The organism is Nostoc sp. (assembly GCF_036917275.1).
Lineage (GTDB): Bacteria > Cyanobacteriota > Cyanobacteriia > Cyanobacteriales > Nostocaceae > Nostoc.
This window is the reverse complement of the sequence record NZ_JBALDF010000050.1, coordinates 39,210-58,113: the sequence shown is the minus strand read 5'-3', so window position 1 is coordinate 58,113 and position 18,904 is coordinate 39,210. Positions and strand designations below refer to the sequence as shown.

The following is an 18,904-nucleotide window of genomic DNA, read 5'->3' as shown; positions in this document are numbered from 1 at the left end:
GCATCGCTGCTGAGTACGAAAACATACTAATTATTTATATTAAATACTGAAATTATTAAGAATGAGTATTGCATGAGCATTTTTTGAAAATTCAAGGCTGAAAGTATTGATTTTTCGTAGTCAGATGCTGATTTTATTTACAGCAGGTTTATTATTTTGGTCGAGCATATCTTCGCTCTTACCAACTCTACCGCTTTACATCGATGATGTGGGCGCAAGCAAACAAGAAATTGGGATTGTGATGGGCAGTTTAGCCATTGGGTTATTGCTATCTCGCCCGACGCTGGGACGGTTAGCCGATGAACGTGGTCGAAAAATTGTCTTGGTGATTGGTACGATAGTAGCTGCGATCGCACCCTTTGGTTACTTGGCAACCCAATCAATTCCGCTGTTGATTCTGGTGCGGATTTTTCACGGTATTAGCATTGCCGCTTTTACCACTGGCTACAGTGCCTTAATCGCGGATTTAGCTACTAATGAAACTCGTGGTGAAATCATTGGTTACATGAGCCTGACAACTCCCCTTGGTTTAGCAATTGGCCCTGCCTTGGGAGGGTATTTAGAAGCTACAAGTGGTTACGGGATATTATTTTTGTTATCCGCTGAATTGGGTTTTGTTGCCCTTTTGGGGATTGTCCAAGTCACTAATCCCCCAATGCAAACACAGGAGCAAACTGAGGCAAATAATCCCAACTTTTGGCAAATTTTGGCTAGTCCACGGGTGAGAGTTCCAACTATAGTTATGTCGTTGGTTGGTTTATCCCTCGGTGCTGTACATACCTTTGTGTCGTTGTTCCTCAAATCCACTCAGGTGGACTTCAATGGCGGACTGTTTTTTACAGCTGGGGCAATTTCTAGTTTTAGTATCAGGGTGTTTGCTGGTAAGGCAAGCGATCGCTTTGGTCGTGGTTTGTTTATCACCTTTGGGATTTTTTGCTACGTTTTAGCCTTAATACTGCTGTGGCAGGCAGACAGCACGATCTTTTTCTTACTGGCTGCGATCGCTGAAGGTAGTGGTGGTGGTACACTCATCTCGATGATGATCACTATGATGGCAGACCGCTCCCTGCCGCAAGAACGGGGGCAAGTTTTTGCTATATGCATAGCTGGACTTGACCTGGGGATTGCGATCGCAGCTCCTCTTCTGGGTACAATAGCCGATCAAGTAGGCTACCGCAATATGTTTGGCTACGGTGCTGTGATCACTTCTGTTGCACTTGTGATCTTCCTCACCCAGTCGAGCAAAAACCTATCTAGCTCGCTGCGCTTTGCACTAGGTCGCGCTCCAGATGCCTACGCCTTGAACAACTTAAAAGTTAGGAGTGAGGAACTTTAATTTCTCACTCCTAACTTTTAAAAACGGGCGAGGAGGGATTCGAACCCCCGACACCGTGGTCCGTAGCCACGTGCTCTAGTCCACTGAGCTACACGCCCTCACCGACAATCTATATTAACACGTTCTAACTAAATCATGCAAGATATTTCATCTAATTTTGCCAACTTAACCCATTTAGATCGCCAAGGACAGGCACAGATGGTGGATGTGTCTGACAAAGCACCCACCGTCCGCCAAGCAGTAGCCGCTGCTAATGTGCGGATGCTGCCTACAACCTTCGCTGCCATTCAAGCCGGAAATGTGCCAAAAGGAGATGTATTAGCAACTGCAAGATTGGCTGGGATTATGGCAGCCAAGCAAACAGCCACTTTAATTCCTCTGTGTCATCCGTTGCCTTTGCAAAAAATCGCGGTTGAGATTATACCCGATCCGCAACTACCTGGTTATCAAATTCAAGCCACAGTCAAAACAAAAGCTGAAACTGGTGTAGAGATGGAAGCCTTAACTGCCGTTTCTGTGGCTGCCCTGACTTTATATGATATGGCAAAAGCCTTAGAAAAGTCGATTCAAATTGAATCGATTCGTTTAATAAGTAAGAGTGGCGGTAAATCAGCAGATTACTCTTTGCCAGAGCAATAACCTAGTACCGCAAGGCGGAAGTCAAAAGTCAAAAGTCAAAAGAATTGTATTCCGGGCTTTTGTGCCATTTTGAACACGCCGATAAAAGAGACTAGCATCGGCAAGTCATTCGATTTAGAGATAATTGGATTACTCACAAAAGCAGTCACGTACCGATCTCTGCCATCAAAAAAGGTTCCTGCCAGAGCGATGTGCAGGCTAAGGCGATCGCAGTTTTTCTTTGCATCAATCCTAAAGAAATAAGAATTACTGGGCTGACAAGTTCTATTTATAAAGATTTCAGCCTGTTAATGCTGCTCAGGGTTATCAAGTATGACCGACTAGCCACACTTTTGACATAGGCTTGCAATACCTTTGTCATTTAGATAGGTTTTACTAAACCTTACGCTGATGTCAATATAAGTAATTTTCATGAATGAAACCGAAATAGCTGGCTCAGGATGCTGGTACGGCTCATACTGAGTCTCATTCATTTTTTAGATTGTGCGAAATATATTTTAATGGGGAGTGACAAATGCTATCCAGATTTTCACGTGTTTTCAACGATAGTTCCAGAAACGTTAGACGTAAAGTGATCAATATTTATGCGTTCCTGATTAGCGTGAATATTTTAGTCTGGGTAGTTGCCCTGATTGCATTCCATCGCTACCCCCTTCTACTTGGCACTGCCGTATTAGCTTATAGCTTCGGTCTACGTCATGCTGTAGATGCCGATCACATCGCCGCGATTGACAATGTTACCCGTAAATTGATGCAGGAGAACAAACGACCTGTTGCTGTTGGGTTTTTCTTCTCTTTAGGTCATTCCACCGTTGTAATTGCCGCCTCTATTGCGATCGCCTTAACCACTACAACCATCCATAACGACTTTCCCAGTTTTGAAAAGGTTGGAGGACTAATTAGCAGTACCGTTTCTGCACTTTTCCTACTAGCAATTGCAGCAATTAATATGGTCGTGCTATGGGATGTTTATAAGACCTTCCAAACTGTCAAGCGAGGCGGAATCTACGACGAGCAATCTTTAGATGAATTTTTGAACCAACGTGGGCTACTCGGTCGCATCTTCCGTCCTTTATTTCGGTTAATAGATAGTAGCTGGAAAATGTTTCCTTTAGGTTTCCTCTTTGGCTTAGGCTTCGACACGGCGACAGAGGTAGCACTGCTAGGGATTTCTGCCAATCAAGCAGCTAAAGGTTTGCCGATCTGGTCAATCCTATTGTTTCCAGCTTTGTTCACCGCAGGTATGTCCCTGATTGACACCACTGACGGCATTTTAATGCTTGGTGCTTATGGCTGGGCTTACGTCAAACCAATCCGCAAGCTTTACTACAACATGACCATCACCCTTGTTTCTGTACTAGTTGCTGTGGTCATTGGCGGAATTGAGGCGCTGAACATTATTGGTGATCAGTTACAACTGAAAAGTCCGTTTTGGGATTTCATTAGTCAATTAGGTGATAACTTTGGCACAATTGGTTACTTAATTATTGCCATCTTTGTATTCAGTTGGTTACTTTCGACCATCATCTACAAAGTCAATAAGTATGATGAGTTGGAAGTCACTAGTGCTACACCGGTTAAAAACAGGAAGAATAGGCATTGAGCCTATATGCGCGACATAAATGCCCTAAAAACCTTAGAATGAGTAGGGTGTATTAAAATCTGTAACAAATATTTATGCCTCCTCGTTGGCCTCGCGAACCCGATCGCAAAGACCCTGATTACCGCAAGATAGATGACCGGATGAATTTTGCCATCCATGTGGCGATCGCTGCTAGTATTAATTCTGGCTTGTGGTTTTTCCACATCTTGAAAGGCACTACCTGGGAGTGGCTGCCTGGGGTGACTTTAACTTGGACAGGAATATTGTTAGTACATCTAATTTATATTGCTGCGATCGCCAACTACAGTGATCCATCTAAATCCATCTGAAGACGGACTCCTGATGCTGGGGCGATTGTAACCTGTGGTAGTAGATTAGCTTGTTAATTGAGTGATAATGTAAAAAAGCCTGAGATTTCGCGCTCTTTCTCAATGTAGGGTTATTTTTATGGCTAAGACTAACACCACAGAACTACTGGAAGCCCTAGCAGCTGAAATTGGCGAAAATGTCTACATAGACATTGCCAAATGGCATCTTTATTTATCTAATGCCAAGCTGCATACCCTTGTTGCTGAACAGTTATATCCCTTAATTACTTCCAACAATGTAAATGAAGACCAAGTTATAAAAGTCTTGAAATCAATTCCAGTAAAAATTGGTGGAGGTAAAAGCGAACTTCCTTTAATCGATTTACTACCACTGCAATCCCAGGTCACTTTAGTAGATATTTTAGAAAAATATCAACGCGAAATATAATCGTTCAAACTAAGATTATTTAAATTAGATAATTTGTTCGGTGAGCATTTCCTAATGCAATTTGAGATTGAAGGTGCTGAATTAAAGATTTTTCTACCGCATCAATTTTATAAAAATAAAAACTACAGATGCACATAAATGATGTCTAATCTATGTATGTCTGATAAAAATTCCTTTAACCATTAAGGAATCTCGACGTTCTAAATGGGTTAAGATGTGAGCGAGTTGATATTGAGACTTGCTTTAAACTTTCATACAAACTTATTGAGGCAATTTCTATGCTTTTACAAGTCAAAGATAGTGGCGAATTGGTAAAAATTGTTGAAATTCAGGAATTACTTGACCCGAATACTGATGTTGTTCAGGCAAAAGACCAAGAAGGTCAAGAAGAACAGCAACCTGAAACTTTTAAGAAAGAAAATCTCGTATTTCCTTCAGGTGAAGTTTTACCACGCTGTTGGTTAGATGCTGACTATAGACATGACAACGCTTAATAATTTTAAAATCAGATAATTGGTAATAGGAGTAAACTGATTCCCTAATTATCAAGCCATAGATCCCCGACTTCTCAAAGAAGTCGGGGATCTGCTATATATAATTATGTGCCAGATGATGACGCAGCTTTTTCTTCTACCGTCACCGCTTCCTTCTCCTGAAACTTCGGAAAAAATGTCTTAGTAATCCAGCTAGTTAAGATGTGAGACAGTAATCCCAAAGGGCCAGCAAAGAAACACAGTGCAAGGGAGTGAATTGTCCAAATACCTGTTTTTTGCCCTTCCCAATAAATCCAGCGACCGACGAATAAATCCATCACTAAAAAATGAATCCAACCCGTTGCAGCAGCTGTTTCATCTGCAAAAAATCGTGCAATATCAGCTAATTGGGGATTCGATAAAGCTTGGGCATTTTCTGGCGTAATGCTGTTGATAAACAAATATAAATACGCCCCAGCTAACAGCACAAAAGGTAGATATGATGACATTATCTGCCGTGTCACCTTCCAATTTGGCAATAAAATCATCAATGTCCAAAAAGGCAATACAAAAAGATTGGCGACGTTAAATAGTTGAGAGATTGTCATATTGTTGTAAGGTAAGAAATTAAAAATTATCAGTTAGGAATAGGATTTACGCAAAAATTGCCAACTTCGCTTAATTTATCGAACCGCCAAGACGAGGCAGTGCGTTGGGCGGCTCTGCCGACTTGAAGCAACTGCCGTGCCAAGAGCGCCGAGAATTCGTAGAGTGTGCGTAAGTCCTAAGGAATTAAGAATGTTGTCTTCGACTACGGCTTGAAATCCTCATAATATAGATGCGTCAAGTTGAGAACGTAGGCGTAGCTCTCCACAATCTTCACTACTCTAGGCAATTCTTGTTTAATCAATTCCTCAACTCTGGCTTTTGTTTGGGTATCTACCAAGTCAATTTTATTCAATACCACCAAATCGGCACAAGCAAGTTGGTCTTCAAACAGTTCTTGCAAAAATGTTTCATGTTCTAGATTATCATCTGTTTGCCCCTGGGCTGCGATCGCGCAAACCACCGCAGGCATCGCCGAGCTACCCTTAAGCCCCAACCATCAACGTTTCAGGGGCAATTATTTCGGAAACAACCATCGCCCAAACGCTTAAAATTCCTGCAATCAATAGTGATGCAAGCGTCCAAAACACAAACAGGATGTCTCAGGTAACATCTGTATCTCCGTTTTCAGATGTGCAGCCAACTGATTGGGCATTTGGCGCACTCCAGTCTTTAGTTGAGCGTTAAAGTCGGCGAGTTTTTTATCCTCCTAATCAGCAATGCAGATATGAAAGCTAAAAAACTCTCCCACTGCTAAGAGGACAGAGAGAGCCGAGACAAATCCAAAATCGTTCGACTGAGCGATCGCGCCGTACCACTTCTCTACGAGACGCTCCGCGAACGTGGAAGCAAGCTACGCGTAGCGTTCCGCAGGAAAGTCTAAAATCCAAAATTGAGTCACTCCAATAGAGAAGGCGGCAATTACAGCCAAGGATGGCGTGGGGGGTAAACACCATTGAGGAAGTAGTTGCCAACAGCGTAGTATTTCCAACGCACGGGATCGTGGAGTGTGTGAGCGCGGGCATTTCGCCAGTGGCGATTGTAGTTGAATTGCTCCAATGTGGACTTAGTACCTGCTAATTCAAATAACTTGTTGGTAGCCAGTAGTGATGCTTCGGTGGCTAAGGCTTTGGCTTCAGCAACTGCGATCGATGCTTCAACTACTTTGAGTTCTTCTAAACCTGACTCGTTGGCGATGTCGATAAATTTACCCGCACGTCGCAGCAATGCTTCAGCAGCGTGAACCTGAATTTGGACATTGCCTAAGTTATAGAGCGTTAGCGGGTCTTCATATCCTTTTTCTAAATTGCTGTCAACCCAAGGGCGGGTATGGTTGCGGACAAAGTAGATGGTGTCACGGACTGCGGCTTTGGCAATCCCCACGTCTACGGCGGCTTGGATGATTTGGGCGATCGCACCCATTGGTGTTGCCCTCTCAAAGGCTAAGTAGTGCGGAATCACGTGTTCTGCCTTAACTTTCACATTTTCAATAATGCTAGTGCCGCTGGCGGTGGTACGCTGTCCCAAGCTCGTCCAGTCATCGAGTAGGGTCAATCCTGGGGCATCCCGTTCAACAAATGCCACCACTGTTTTACCATCTGGATTACTGGCAATCACGGGAACCCAATGTGCCAGTAGTGCCCCAGCAGAGTAGTATTTGCGTCCATTGAGTACGAAGTCAGAACCATCTGGTTCTAATTTTGTCTGGACATCAGTAACAGACTTAGTGCCAATTTCCGAGAAGGCGTTACCGAACCGCTTGCCTTGTAGAGCCAAATCAAAGAAGAACTTCTTCTGCTCATCTGTGCCATCTAAGCGAACTGCTTCCACCATATAGAGGTGGTTTTGAGGAATTTGACCGAGGCTAGAGTCGGCTTCGGAGATGATTTTAATTACTTCTGCCAGGGTGGCACTCGATACAAAAGCACCGCCATACTCTTTCGGGACTGTAATCCCCCACAATCCACTCTGGGAGAACTTTTCTACTTCTTCAGCAGGAAGACGCCGATTTTGGTCGCGCTCTGAGTCTCCCTTGGCAAACTCAGCTGCTAGTTCGTGAGCGATCGCGATCGCTTCTTGGTCATCCCGAATAATATGCGCCTTCTGTTCTCTATTAATTATTGATGTCATGATATAATTCCTTGTTGATTGTGATTAAATTAGGACTTAGGCACACTCTACGAACTCTTGGCGTTCTTGGCACGGCAGTTGCTTCAAGTCGGCAGAGCCGCCCAACGCACTGCCTCGTCTTGGCGGTTCGACAGATTAAGCTTTTGGGCGATTTTTGCGTAAGTCCTATAAATAACTGACAACGGAAAAACGAACCATTCCCACCACAAAGCAGGACACTTGCGGCTTAAGCAAAGTCTCCGTGACACGGAGGAATTAGAGTTTGAAAGTTATATTGCGTAACTTCTAACAGATTGAATCTGAATTTTTGTCGGCAGAGCCTTAACCATTGAACGATTTACCAGTTAAAGCCCGGATAAATTACACAACTACTTGCAGAAGTCGTTAACTTTCAAGAATCAGCTACACCACAACCAACTCATCAGCTGTCCGACGATTAGCTTCCAGTTGGCGTACGATTGGTATTACTGTCTTACCAAATGCTGGCAGATCATCTGTGTAGTGTAAGAAGCCGCCAAGAATTAAATCAACGCCCGCTTCATAAAACTGGCGAATCTTGTCAGCCACCTGATCAGCCGTACCAATCAAGCCTGATCGGAAGCCATCGTTATACTGCACCAAATCTTCAAAATTGGAATTTGCCCACATTCCCTGACGCTCACGAGTAGAAGATCCCGCCTGTTTCACGGCTTCGCCAAATCCTTTCACCGCTTCTACATCGGCTTGGGCAATAATATCGCGCAATACTTCATGGGCTTCTGCTTCTGTATCTCGCACGATGATAAAGGAATTCAGACCAAACTTAATTTTGCGTCCTTCAAGACTTGCTAATGCAGACACTTCTTCAATTTGCTCTCGCACCCCTTCTATGGTGTTGCCATTCATGAAATACCAATCAGAGACGCGGCCAGCCATACGTCTGGCTGCCTTGGAGTTACCACCTTGGAATATTTCCGGGTGGGGATTTTGATTAATTGGTTTAGGCTTTACCCAACCGCCGTTAATCCGGTAAAAGTCGCCTTTAAAGTGAAACTCATCCTCAGTCCACAAACCTTTGAGAACGCGGATAAATTCCTCTGAACGACGATAGCGTTCGTCATGGTCTAACCAATGTTCACCATATATAGTAAATTCATCTTTGAACCAGCCGCTAACTACATTCAGAGCGAACCGTCCGTTAGAGAGAAAATCAATACTAGAACCCATTTTGGCAACTACTCCCGGATGCCATAATCCAGGGTGAACTGCTGCAATTAACTTCAATTTCTTGGTGACTGGAGCTAGAGCCGACACAGTTGTAAGTGCCTCTAGTTGGTACTCAGCACCATAGCTGGCGATAAATCTAGCTTGTGCTAGAGCATATTCAAATCCAACTTCTTCAGCCGTCTGAGCTAGTTGAGCATTATATTCATAAGTCCAATCTGTCCTTTGAGGAATTTTACTAACAACTAACCCCCCGCTGACGTTGGGAATCCAGTATGCGAACTTAATATCTACCATAATTGTGCGTTTGTAATTGAAACTGCTTGGTTATTTGTCTAAGTTTGCTTATGATTCAACAAAGCCTAATTTGCGATCGCTAACAAATCAGCTAAAATTTGAGCTGACAAAATTTTAGTCAAAGTTTAAAGCTTGAGAGCGGCTGGAAACTACTCTGAGTTTACAACTAGACAATTTCAGGTTCTGATGGTCGTAATATACCATAACCCGACCGAAGTACTGTAGTTTTAATGGATCAGACTGGATCACGATAATTTCTCCGATGTCGTGACTCAATATACTTACAGCAGTTTTCATGTATTTGAACCTACATCTATCGTAGGGGCACAGCAATGCTGTGCCCCTACCGCGTGGTCTATTTACCTGAAAATAGCTGTAAATTCCATTTCCATATTCCAAAATGGAATACTGCCAATTTTGCTAAGTATCCCTCTTTTGTCACTCTCCGGGAGGATAATCGCTAGAAGCCTCATCAGGCAATCAATACAAGCTATCTTATTAGAAAATAATAGGTGTTGTATTTGTTATTAGAAAAAAATCGTGTGAACCCTTGGTAGATAAAAGCTCTAGAATTCAGAAATGGCAAATCTTTTCGGAGAGTGACAGAAGAGGGATAACTCCTTCAATCATAATTGAGGGGCAATCTCCCCATGCTTGCTTTCACGAATAAAAAGCAGTCACAGGGCTATTGCCCCTAAGTATTTTGATGCGTTTTTGGCGTAGATGCCTTGGCGTTGGTGTTAGCGTTAGCGAGTCATCGAGCGTCAGCAGTAGCGACGTTAGGAACGTCAGCCTCTGGTAGAGAAGCGGCTTGCCGCAGGCATCGTTGTTTGCCCAGAAACACCTATGAATTATCTTTTATCAGACTATCTGGACTTATGACTTCACACTTTGCACTCATTACTCAGCAGTGACGAGTTCAGTACTGCCGCGTGTACGACGCCGTGTGAGGCTGTTGTACAACATCACACCGATCGCCTTGATCAAATTGCCTTCCAATTCTTGGAACATCTTCATGTTTGTGCCAAAGGCGGCGTTAGCTTCATCAACGATGCGATCGCTTATAGCATCATCAAGGGGTAATTCATCCAAAGTTTGACGATATTTCGCTTTGAATGCCTTCTCATCAGAAATCTCTGGAAACTCATAAAAGGCTGTTCCTTGCCCATCAGACAAATTCATTGCCGTTACAGCAATATTTTTGAGAATTTGTCCCCCAGATAAGTCACCCAAGTAACGAGTATATGAATGAGCAATTAATAGTTCCGGTTCTGTGGCAGATATTTCTCGGATGCGCTTTACATAAGCTTCACCTGCTGGAGATAGTTTGATTTCCTCTCTCCAGTTACCACCAAAGTAATAACCCAGGTCTTGCTCTAGGGTATACTTGCGGTTTAGCTGGGGAAAGTTAATTTTAGAAAGAATTGGGTGCTGGCTATGCTTTTCCATTTCCTCTTCCATCGCTGAGTAGACGAAGTAGAAGTTAGCAACTAGTTTCCGGTAAGAGTTTTTCTCGACTACTCCTCTTAAAAAGCACTTTACAAAACCTACATTTTCTGCCATCGTGTGGGCTTTCTTAGTGCCTACACGTAATTTGGTTGCTAAGTTGCTGCTCATGCTAAATTTCTCTACTTTAAAAGTTAACTGCCGGAGTTTTAATTCACTAACGGCTAAAAAAGCCATTAAAACGTTACCTTAAAACTATTTGATGAGAATTTATATTAAAATTTTTTAAGCCCCCATTGTTTTGTAGTTTTTTACACAGCAACAACGCTAATACCAATTACCTGTGAGGTTGCTCCAGAACTGGAGAATTTTGCCCCAAGTCTGACCAAGCTTGATTTTGTGCAGTTTCACAAAGAAGGGGATATAACTTTACAATTTTTTGTTGTTATTAGCTAAATTTCGCTTTCATTCTCAGCTTTCCAAAAAACACTTCTGAGAAACTTATGGTAGTATTTATTACAATAGTTCTGAAAAGGTAAAATTGCAAAGTGTGAATTAATACAGATAAAAATTGAGGACATGAAAGGAATAATTAGTTAAAATGTGGAAAGTTTACTAATAACGGAAAAACTCATACTGACTTTATGAAAGATTTACAATTGAAGTCATTTAAGTATTATTACGTAATATAATTTTAATTTAAAATGAATTTCTAAAAATAAAAAGCATGTCAAAATTGCTGAATAAAGTCTTAAGTGCTATTTTTCAGTGTGATTGTGTGGAGTATTTAAACATATGGTTTCATCTATAACTCGGACACCAGGCATTCCTGGGGATTCTACTTCCGAAGCTGACGAATTAGACAAAGGGATTGAGAGCAGTTTTGCATTGAATTTAATCCCATTACCAGCAAATCCCTTATTTGGCACAGATGGTATTCGCGGACGAGTCGGAGAATTACTAAGTGCGCCCCTAGCATTACAAGTTGGTTTTTGGACAGGTATTGTTTTACGTAACAATGCTACTCAAATAGGGCCAGTCATTCTCGGACAGGACTCTAGAAACTCCAGCGATATGCTGGCAATGGCTTTGAGTGCAGGTTTAACAGCAGCGGGGTTAGAGGTTTGGTATTTGGGATTATGTCCCACTCCTTGCGTTGCCTATCTTACCAGCATCAGTGATGCCATTGGCGGAGTGATGATTTCTGCCAGTCACAATCCCCCAGAGGACAATGGCATTAAGGTTTTTGGTGCGGATGGTGGGAAGTTACCCCAAATATTGCAGGCAGAAATTGAAGCGGGACTGCGTGGCAAGATATCACCTATTGCTATCAGTAATTGCGGACGGCATTACTCACGTTTGGAGTTAGTGGGGCATTATAGCGAGGCGTTGAAAAAACCCTTAAACAGTGCCCTAAATCTTCAGGGAATGAAGATTGTCTTAGACTTGGCGTGGGGAGCAGCAGTAGGATTAGCACCATCAGTATTTACAGAAATGGGGGCAGAGGTGATCTGCTTGCATAACGAAGCAGATGGCGATCGCATTAATGTTAACTGCGGTTCTACTCACCTAGATATTCTTGCAGCAACAGTACAAGAACACAATGCTGACATCGGCTTTGCTTTTGATGGCGACGCCGATCGCGTCTTAGCAGTAGACAATACCGGAAGGCAAGTTAATGGCGATTACATTCTCTATTTATGGGGAAGCCAATTACAACAAAACCAACAACTGCCAGATAACCTGATTGTATCTACAGTCATGGCTAATTTAGGTTTTGAGAAAGCTTGGCAACAAATTGGTGGTAACTTGATTCGCACCGCAGTCGGTGACCAATATGTGCAAGCAGAAATGCTGCGGACTGGGGGAATGTTAGGCGGCGAACAATCAGGTCATATTCTTTGCCGTCATTATGCCGTGACTGGAGATGGCTTGTTAACAGCCTTGCATGTAGCAGCTTTGGTGAAACAGGCGGATATTTCCCTAGCAGAATTAGTAGATCAAAGCTTCCAGACCTATCCGCAACTGTTGCGGAACGTGCGAGTCGTAGATCGCGATCGCCGTTTAGGATGGCAAGATTGCCAACCTGTACAACAAGCGATCGCTCTTGCTGAAGCTGCAATGGGTGATTCCGGCAGAATTTTGGTTCGCGCCTCTGGCACAGAACCAGTGATCAGGGTTATGGTGGAAGCAGCTGATGCCGAACTTACCAAGTACTGGACAAATGAATTAGTTTCAAAAGTCCAGCAACATTTGATGGACTAAATTAGCTAATATCTCAGCTTTTAACAAGCGCCAATTTTCCGTCACAGCTTCTGCAAATTAACCAGCCTTGGTTATCTGTAGAAGCTGTGACATTTGTATTTGTATTGTTAGATCATGTCCGACTAACTACTTGTCAAAAGAACTCACCACATCACCATAATTAGTCCTGGCATCAGTCGGAACGTGTTATTATTTTCTTCGAGATTTTTAGCTATCTGCTCTAAGATAATATAATGCTTGTTTTTGTTATTCCACTCAAAAGTGCAAAAGTTTCCAATTCTTGGGAGCGTGTTACACAATTATTTGAAAGATGCATTAAATCAGTTTGCAATCAAACCTCACCTAACTTTCGCGTTATTGTAGTTTGTCACGAAAAGCCAAAAATAGAATTCACTCATCCTCATATCACATACATTATAGTTGATTTTTCCCCTCCAAACGAGACTAACCCTGTAGCTAAAGGAGACACAGATAAAGGGCGTAAAATATTAAAAGGATTGATTTATGCTCGTCAATTTTCTCCCACTCACACTATGACAGTTGATGCTGACGATTGTGTCAGTAAAGAATTAGCCAAATTTATTCAACAACATCCCGATTCTAATGGATGGTTTATAAATAAAGGTTATAAATATCAGGAAGGCAGTAATTACATATATATTAAAAGAAGCAACTTTTATAAAATGTGCGGCAGTTGTAACATTATTCGATATGATTTGAATGATTTGCCAGAAACCGCAGAATACAATCGTGGCTACGGATACTATAGATACTATATAGATCATGCCCAAGTCAGAGATATTTTAAATAACAAAGCAAAAGCCATTAAATCATTACCATTTCCAGGTGCAGTTTATATTTTGGAAACAGGAGAAAATCTTTTTGATAATTCAAAAAGATTAAGATTTAGCATTTTTAATCGCAAATTCTTAAATCCATCAGTTAGAGATGAATTCGGATTGTACGACTTACAGCAATCTAAAGAAATTTGTCAACTATAATAGATTCTCTGAGGCTGATAGGCTACAGCATTACTATGCCGAAAATAAAGTCAAAATCCCGACCATCTAAAAAGTCGAAAAAGCAGGCTAAAAAGGAAACTTCTACCCTTAGCCTCAAAGAACAGTTAGCCCAAAAGCGCAAAGTAGCCCTAGCACGTAAAGAATTCATTAGCGTACTCACCACCGCCACTATTGGCGCTGTCTTCTTTGGCATTGTACTTTTTTTTGTAGGTGGAATTAAAGCAGCAGTTCCTGGTGTCTTGGGGATACTCGTCATCTCCCTTTCCTACAAATACCCCCGCCAAGCGCTATATGCCTTCATCATTTACGTACCAATTGGGGGTACTATCACTTACTACTTGGGCAACAGTCCCATATTGCAATTAGCTAAAGATGCTTTTTATGTTCCAGCGCTAATTGGACTTTGGCAGACTTGCCGTAAACAAGGGCTACCCCTAATTATTCCCCAAGGCATTAAAATCCCACTTTATATTGTTTTGGGTTGCAGTCTGCTAACGCTGTTGTTTATCAATGGTGGACAGCAGTTTAACCCGCCCAGTGTGGGACTATTGGAAAAAGCAGAGACAGAAATACCCTTAGGAATGGGAATTTTGGGGCTGAAAGTATTTTTAGGCTATGTTCCTCTGATTGGTTGTGCCTACTATCTAATTCGTGATAAGCGGGATTTTCTATTTTTATCGCGCCTCCAGATTGTCCTCACACTGATTTGCTGTGTGCTGGGATTTATTCAATACCTGTTACTACTAACTGGTGTATGTCAAGGCACTAGAGGTCTTGAAGGAAATGCCCTATTTGTTACATCACTAGAAGCCCGGTGTTATTTTGGTGGAGCGCTCTTATATAGTCCCGACGAAGGGGTTATTCGCCTACCAGGGACATTTGTAGCCCCTTGGCAGTGGGCATGGTTCTTAATTGCCAGTACCTTTTTTACCTTTGCCACCGGCTTCACCGATCCTTCCCCAATATGGCGGCTGGTTGGTTTAGGTTCTTTAGTGACAGTCTTTATCAATGCTGTAATCTCTGGACAGAGAATCGCCTTAGCTTTAGTACCAACCTGCTTCGGGATTTTACTATTGCTCACTGGACAAATTGGCAACCTTAAACGATTTATCCCCATAGGGATAGGACTTGCTCTAGTTTTGGGAATTGTGATGGTGACTAACCCTGCTGTCGTGCAAGAGAGAACCGAGAGTTTTACTAGTCGCTGGGACGCTTCACCACCTCAAGATTTTATCGTCCAGCAATTTCAAGAGAATTGGAAAAACGTAGACGGCCCCTTGGGAAGTGGCTTAGGTCGAGCAACTAACTCTGCTCGTGTAATGGGTTCAACCAAACTCGTAGAAACCTACTATCCCAAAGTCCTTTATGAAGTTGGAATTGTTGGAGTACTAGCTTTTTTGGGTTTGGTAACAAGTTTAACAATTATTGGCTTTAAGACCTATCGCTCTATAAAAAACCGTAATTTCCGCAGTTACGGAGCAGCTTTGTGGGTGTTTATATTGTTTATTAGCTACAACACCTACTACTATCCTCTGGATGTTGATCCGGTTGCTGTCTATTATTGGTTTTTTGCCGGAGTTCTTTTTAAATTGCCAGAACTGGAGAAACAAGATCAAGAAGATGCCAACCCTCAGCAAAAAAACAAGAGAAAACGTCTAAAAACAATTTAAATGAAATAAAAATGGCAAAAGTTATCATAGCAGGTCAAAAGCACCTCAGCATTCCAAACCTACCTCGAAATTCTCGGCATACACTCATCCGCCCCAAGCCTTTCCCCGCAGGCAGATATCCTATAGAAAAAATTTGGTATCCTTTAAGCAGCTTTATGGCTTGGCAACCTGTATGGGGAAGATACCAAGCAATTCATTCTTTCAACAGAATTTTATATACGAATAAACCTTGGTTTTTCACCTTTGAGGATCATCGTGTTTTATATAGAAATCCTCAAAATAAAAGCGAATCTGCAATTTATGAATTATTAAATAATCGGTTAGCATTAGATAATTGCCAAAAACTTATCGCTATCTCCGATTATGCCAAGTTAAGATTAATTAAGCGGATAGAAGGTTGGAAGATAGAAGAAAAAGTAAGCAATAAATTAGATGTTATTCATCCAAACTTCCCAGTCAGAGTTAGCCAACCAAAACTATATCAAGAACAGCAAAATCTCCAGCTTGTATTTATCGGAAACCACATTGCCCGCAAAGGTGGAGTTGTTGCTTTAAGACTCGCCAAGAAAGCTGAAAAATTAGATTTACCTATTACTGTACATATAATTTCAGATATGGGGCATGGTTCAGGAGTCCCGACTGATTTTCCTGATACCACGAAATATGTAGAGGATTTAAAGTTACTGAAGTTAAATAATGTTGTGTTTCATAACAATATTGATAATGACAAAGTTATTGAGTTATTATCGCAAAGTCATTTTCAAATAATGGCGACATTACATGATACTTATGGGTACAGTATCATCGAAGGTTTTTCCGTTGCTACTCCTGCGATTACAACAAATGTATGTGCTTTACCAGAGTTTATTCGTCATGGCGAAAATGGCTATATTTTAGAATTACCAATTAATGAACTTAGGCACTGGAGCAATTGGTTGCACGGAGATAAAATCAAAACTAATGAATATTGGGAAATTCTAAACAGTACCTATGACTATTTGGCAGAGCAAGCATTGCAACAAATCATTCAATTTTTTGATAGAAGTGATAAACGAGAACATTACGAATTTTTAAGTGCAGGAGCATTAGCTCAAGCGCAAATTGTGCATAACTCCGAAAAGCAAAATGAGTTATTTGATAATCTTTATGCAGCAGTGTCAGGAGTATATTAATTTTTCTAAGGTTATTATCAAAGTAAAAAAATCGCTTAATAAAAATTATGAATAATTATCCTTTAGTTACTGTAGTTATCCCGACGTATGGTCGAGAGGAAGCGCTACAGGATAGCATTGTAGATGTTCTGAAACAAGACTATCCAAATTTTGAAGTTTTAGTGGTAGACCAAACCCCAAAACACCAACCAGAAATTCAAGCCTACTTAGAAGAGATGGTAGGGGCAGGTAAAATTAAATGGTTGCGCTTAGATTGGGCGAGTTTGCCAGGGGCGCGAAATTACGCTGTTCGGCGGTCTTCTGGTGAAATAATATTATTTATTGATGATGATGTTCAGCTAACCCCAGAATTGTTAACAGCCCATGCAAAAAATTATTTGCAAAATCCAGAAGTGGGGGCTGTGGCCGGACGGGTATTTGACAGAATGAAATTGGGTGATTCTGGAGGAGATTTACAGATTGAATATCTGCCTCCCGAAGCAATGGACCCAGGAATTGCTTGGTATCATATTGATTTAGTACATACTATCAAACCCCAACAAGTACTAACAGCAAGGGGTTGCAATATGTCATTCCGCCGGGAAATTTTTACTAAGTACGGGCTGAGGTTTGATGAGAGGTTTGGCGGTAGTGCAGTGCGCGAAGAGTCAGATTTTTGTTTGCGGGTGCGACAAACAGGATATAAGATTTGGTACGACCCAGAGGCCCATTTGGTGCATCTAGGCGAAGAAACAGGGGGTTGTCATGATATTAGTATGCGATCGCTCAAATATCAACTCACCTTTTATCACAACCATTTCCTACTAGGGCTGAAAAACCTTACTCCTATCCAAGCTTTACGCTTATACGGCCGTTTATTTGACTGTCACGTCCTGGGACGCCCACCTTGTAATAAAAGCGGTTCCCCCATCAAAATTGCCACTCGCGCTTTTTTCTACACTTTGGGTTTTTTCAAAGCCTTGGGTACCGTCATCCAATCAATATGGAACGATGGTCAAATTTACAGTCGATTGGATGAACAAGTTTAATTAGGAGTTAGTGAAAAACAAAGGACAACTCACAAAAAATAAATAATAATTAATATCAATGAAAATCTTAGTTGCTAGTCACACTTATATCGTAGACCTCAACTGTGAAAAATTACGCGCTTTATCTCAACTAGAACCCGACATTGAAGTGACAGTTGTAGTCCCAAAGCGCTGGAAACCGGGTGGCGTACAAAACAGAGTTATTGAAACTGAATACCATGATGAAGGCACATTTAGAATAGTTCCAGTTTCTAATTTTAGTCAAAATCATCAAGGACTCCTTACCTTTGGTGCTGATTTAATATCTTTATTAAAACAATTTCGTCCCCAAATCATCCAGGTAGAACAAGGGTCTAGAGGACTGGCTTATACTCAGATGATTGCTTTAAATAAGCTATTAGAACTTAAAGCAAAAAATGTATTTTTTACCTGGTGGAATTTACCCTATGAACTAAAATTACCAGTTGCTTTATTAGAAAAATATAACCTCAATCACAGCCACGGGATCATTTCTGGCAATCAAGATGGAGCAGAAGTTTTGCGACAACGGGGATATAAAGGTTTAATTAAAGTTATGCCACAACTGGGCGTAGATGAAAGTCTATTTACTCCTATAGCCCAACCAGAGTTAGCAGCTAAGTTGGGCATTGATAAAAGAGATTTTGTGGTAGGTTTTGTTGGGCGATTTGTGCAAGAAAAGGGTTTATTAACACTTTTACAAGCCTTAATTAATTTGAAAAATAAACCTTGGAAATTACTGCTGTTGGGACGCGGAGAGTTGCAAACTGAGTTAATCAAAATAGCGGCAAAAAATAATATTAAAGAACGGTTAATTTTGATAGAAAGTGTCCCCCATAACGAGGTTGCAAACTATATCAATTTAATGAGTACTTTAGTACTGCCTTCAGAAACAACTTACAAGTTTAAAACCTTAACTTCTGTTGGCTGGAAAGAACAATTTGGTCATGTGCTAATTGAGGCAATGGCTTGCCAAATACCTGTGATTGGTTCTGATTCAGGTGAAATTCCTTATGTAATTGGTGATGCAGGTTTAGTATTTCCCGAAGGTGATGCTCAAGCCCTTGCTAATTGCTTACTTCAATTAATGGAAAAACCATATTTTGCTCACACTCTGGGTGAAATGGGTTATCGAAAAGCAATGATTAAATATACAAACAAAGCTTTGGCTAAACAGCAATTAGAGTTTTATCAAGAATTGGTTAATAGTCAAGAGTCATGGGTTATTAATAAATGACAA

General features: G+C 41.4%; 16 protein-coding genes, 1 tRNA gene and 1 pseudogene. 12 read left to right on the top strand and 6 right to left on the bottom strand.

What is annotated here, in order from left to right; genetic code table 11:
* Positions 1–97: 97 nt before the first annotated feature.
* Positions 98–1,336, top strand: coding sequence for an MFS transporter (locus V7K35_RS19035; RefSeq protein ID WP_335080755.1), 1,239 nt, complete (start codon positions 98–100; stop codon positions 1,334–1,336).
* Between the two features lie 24 nt (positions 1,337–1,360).
* Here the strand turns inward: V7K35_RS19035 and V7K35_RS19030 are convergent.
* A tRNA-Arg gene (locus V7K35_RS19030) sits at positions 1,361–1,434 on the bottom strand.
* Positions 1,435–1,471: 37 nt separating this feature from the next.
* Here V7K35_RS19030 and moaC point away from each other — a divergent pair.
* The 5 genes from moaC (at position 1,472) to V7K35_RS19005 (ending at position 4,828) form a co-directional block, all read left to right on the top strand.
* The gene (gene moaC, locus V7K35_RS19025) at positions 1,472–1,975 is read left to right on the top strand and encodes a cyclic pyranopterin monophosphate synthase MoaC (RefSeq protein WP_334792970.1); all 504 of its coding nucleotides are present in this window, start codon (positions 1,472–1,474) and stop codon (positions 1,973–1,975) included.
* Between the two features lie 514 nt (positions 1,976–2,489).
* Entirely contained in the window at positions 2,490–3,578 is a 1,089-nt protein-coding gene (locus tag V7K35_RS19020; protein WP_335080743.1) for a HoxN/HupN/NixA family nickel/cobalt transporter, read from the top strand.
* A 74-nt stretch (positions 3,579–3,652) separates the two neighbouring features.
* Complete coding sequence (locus V7K35_RS19015) at positions 3,653–3,907, top strand: hypothetical protein (RefSeq protein ID WP_335080742.1); 255 nt, start codon at positions 3,653–3,655, stop codon at positions 3,905–3,907.
* Between the two features lie 118 nt (positions 3,908–4,025).
* Complete coding sequence (locus tag V7K35_RS19010; RefSeq protein WP_273767386.1) at positions 4,026–4,334, top strand: DUF3181 family protein; 309 nt, start codon at positions 4,026–4,028, stop codon at positions 4,332–4,334.
* Positions 4,335–4,612: 278 nt separating this feature from the next.
* Complete coding sequence (locus V7K35_RS19005) at positions 4,613–4,828, top strand: acetyltransferase (RefSeq protein WP_334973618.1); 216 nt, start codon at positions 4,613–4,615, stop codon at positions 4,826–4,828.
* Positions 4,829–4,932: 104 nt separating this feature from the next.
* Here V7K35_RS19005 and V7K35_RS19000 read toward each other — a convergent pair whose 3' ends face one another.
* The 5 genes and pseudogenes from V7K35_RS19000 to V7K35_RS18980 all read right to left on the bottom strand — a co-directional run bounded on the left by V7K35_RS19000 (position 4,933) and on the right by V7K35_RS18980 (position 10,660).
* The gene (locus V7K35_RS19000; protein ID WP_335080741.1) at positions 4,933–5,415 is read right to left on the bottom strand and encodes an ABA4-like family protein; all 483 of its coding nucleotides are present in this window, start codon (positions 5,413–5,415) and stop codon (positions 4,933–4,935) included.
* A 222-nt stretch (positions 5,416–5,637) separates the two neighbouring features.
* A pseudogene (locus V7K35_RS18995) lies at positions 5,638–5,867 on the bottom strand (GTP-binding protein); the annotation flags it as partial.
* A 467-nt stretch (positions 5,868–6,334) separates the two neighbouring features.
* Positions 6,335–7,543 (bottom strand): SfnB family sulfur acquisition oxidoreductase, encoded by a 1,209-nt coding sequence (locus tag V7K35_RS18990; protein WP_335080740.1) that lies wholly within the window; start codon positions 7,541–7,543, stop codon positions 6,335–6,337.
* Between the two features lie 402 nt (positions 7,544–7,945).
* On the bottom strand, positions 7,946–9,043 hold the full coding sequence (sfnG, locus tag V7K35_RS18985; protein WP_335080739.1) for a dimethylsulfone monooxygenase SfnG: 1,098 nt from the start codon (positions 9,041–9,043) through the stop codon (positions 7,946–7,948).
* A gap of 900 nt (positions 9,044–9,943) precedes the next feature.
* The gene (locus V7K35_RS18980; RefSeq protein WP_335080754.1) at positions 9,944–10,660 is read right to left on the bottom strand and encodes a biliverdin-producing heme oxygenase; all 717 of its coding nucleotides are present in this window, start codon (positions 10,658–10,660) and stop codon (positions 9,944–9,946) included.
* Between the two features lie 624 nt (positions 10,661–11,284).
* Here V7K35_RS18980 and glmM point away from each other — a divergent pair.
* From glmM to hpsO, 6 genes are all read left to right on the top strand, one after another.
* Entirely contained in the window at positions 11,285–12,754 is a 1,470-nt protein-coding gene (gene glmM, locus V7K35_RS18975; protein WP_335080738.1) for a phosphoglucosamine mutase, read from the top strand.
* 233 nt (positions 12,755–12,987) lie between these two features.
* Entirely contained in the window at positions 12,988–13,755 is a 768-nt protein-coding gene (locus V7K35_RS18970; RefSeq protein WP_335080737.1) for a glycosyltransferase family A protein, read from the top strand.
* Positions 13,756–13,790: 35 nt separating this feature from the next.
* Complete coding sequence (gene hpsL / locus V7K35_RS18965; protein ID WP_335080736.1) at positions 13,791–15,446, top strand: hormogonium polysaccharide biosynthesis protein HpsL; 1,656 nt, start codon at positions 13,791–13,793, stop codon at positions 15,444–15,446.
* Positions 15,447–15,457: 11 nt separating this feature from the next.
* The gene (locus tag V7K35_RS18960; RefSeq protein WP_335080735.1) at positions 15,458–16,618 is read left to right on the top strand and encodes a glycosyltransferase family 4 protein; all 1,161 of its coding nucleotides are present in this window, start codon (positions 15,458–15,460) and stop codon (positions 16,616–16,618) included.
* Positions 16,619–16,665: 47 nt separating this feature from the next.
* A complete protein-coding gene (hpsN, locus tag V7K35_RS18955; protein ID WP_335080734.1) occupies positions 16,666–17,646 on the top strand; it encodes a hormogonium polysaccharide biosynthesis glycosyltransferase HpsN in 981 nt (326 codons plus the stop codon).
* A 58-nt stretch (positions 17,647–17,704) separates the two neighbouring features.
* The gene (gene hpsO / locus V7K35_RS18950) at positions 17,705–18,901 is read left to right on the top strand and encodes a hormogonium polysaccharide biosynthesis glycosyltransferase HpsO (RefSeq protein WP_335080733.1); all 1,197 of its coding nucleotides are present in this window, start codon (positions 17,705–17,707) and stop codon (positions 18,899–18,901) included.
* Positions 18,902–18,904 lie beyond the last annotated feature (3 nt).

Excerpts from the sequence above, each read along its gene's own strand:
- moaC (WP_334792970.1), top strand. The coding sequence starts at position 1,472 with ATGCAAGATATTTCATCTAATTTTGCCAACTTAACCCATTTAGATCGC.
- V7K35_RS19020 (WP_335080743.1), top strand. The coding sequence starts at position 2,490 with ATGCTATCCAGATTTTCACGTGTTTTCAACGATAGTTCCAGAAACGTT.
- V7K35_RS19015 (WP_335080742.1), top strand. The coding sequence starts at position 3,653 with ATGCCTCCTCGTTGGCCTCGCGAACCCGATCGCAAAGACCCTGATTAC.
- V7K35_RS19010 (WP_273767386.1), top strand. The coding sequence starts at position 4,026 with ATGGCTAAGACTAACACCACAGAACTACTGGAAGCCCTAGCAGCTGAA.
- V7K35_RS19005 (WP_334973618.1), top strand. The coding sequence starts at position 4,613 with ATGCTTTTACAAGTCAAAGATAGTGGCGAATTGGTAAAAATTGTTGAA.
- V7K35_RS19000 (WP_335080741.1), bottom strand. The coding sequence starts at position 5,415 with ATGACAATCTCTCAACTATTTAACGTCGCCAATCTTTTTGTATTGCCT.
- V7K35_RS18990 (WP_335080740.1), bottom strand. The coding sequence starts at position 7,543 with ATGACATCAATAATTAATAGAGAACAGAAGGCGCATATTATTCGGGAT.
- sfnG (WP_335080739.1), bottom strand. The coding sequence starts at position 9,043 with ATGGTAGATATTAAGTTCGCATACTGGATTCCCAACGTCAGCGGGGGG.
- V7K35_RS18980 (WP_335080754.1), bottom strand. The coding sequence starts at position 10,660 with ATGAGCAGCAACTTAGCAACCAAATTACGTGTAGGCACTAAGAAAGCC.
- glmM (WP_335080738.1), top strand. The coding sequence starts at position 11,285 with ATGGTTTCATCTATAACTCGGACACCAGGCATTCCTGGGGATTCTACT.
- V7K35_RS18970 (WP_335080737.1), top strand. The coding sequence starts at position 12,988 with ATGCTTGTTTTTGTTATTCCACTCAAAAGTGCAAAAGTTTCCAATTCT.
- hpsL (WP_335080736.1), top strand. The coding sequence starts at position 13,791 with ATGCCGAAAATAAAGTCAAAATCCCGACCATCTAAAAAGTCGAAAAAG.
- V7K35_RS18960 (WP_335080735.1), top strand. The coding sequence starts at position 15,458 with ATGGCAAAAGTTATCATAGCAGGTCAAAAGCACCTCAGCATTCCAAAC.
- hpsN (WP_335080734.1), top strand. The coding sequence starts at position 16,666 with ATGAATAATTATCCTTTAGTTACTGTAGTTATCCCGACGTATGGTCGA.
- hpsO (WP_335080733.1), top strand. The coding sequence starts at position 17,705 with ATGAAAATCTTAGTTGCTAGTCACACTTATATCGTAGACCTCAACTGT.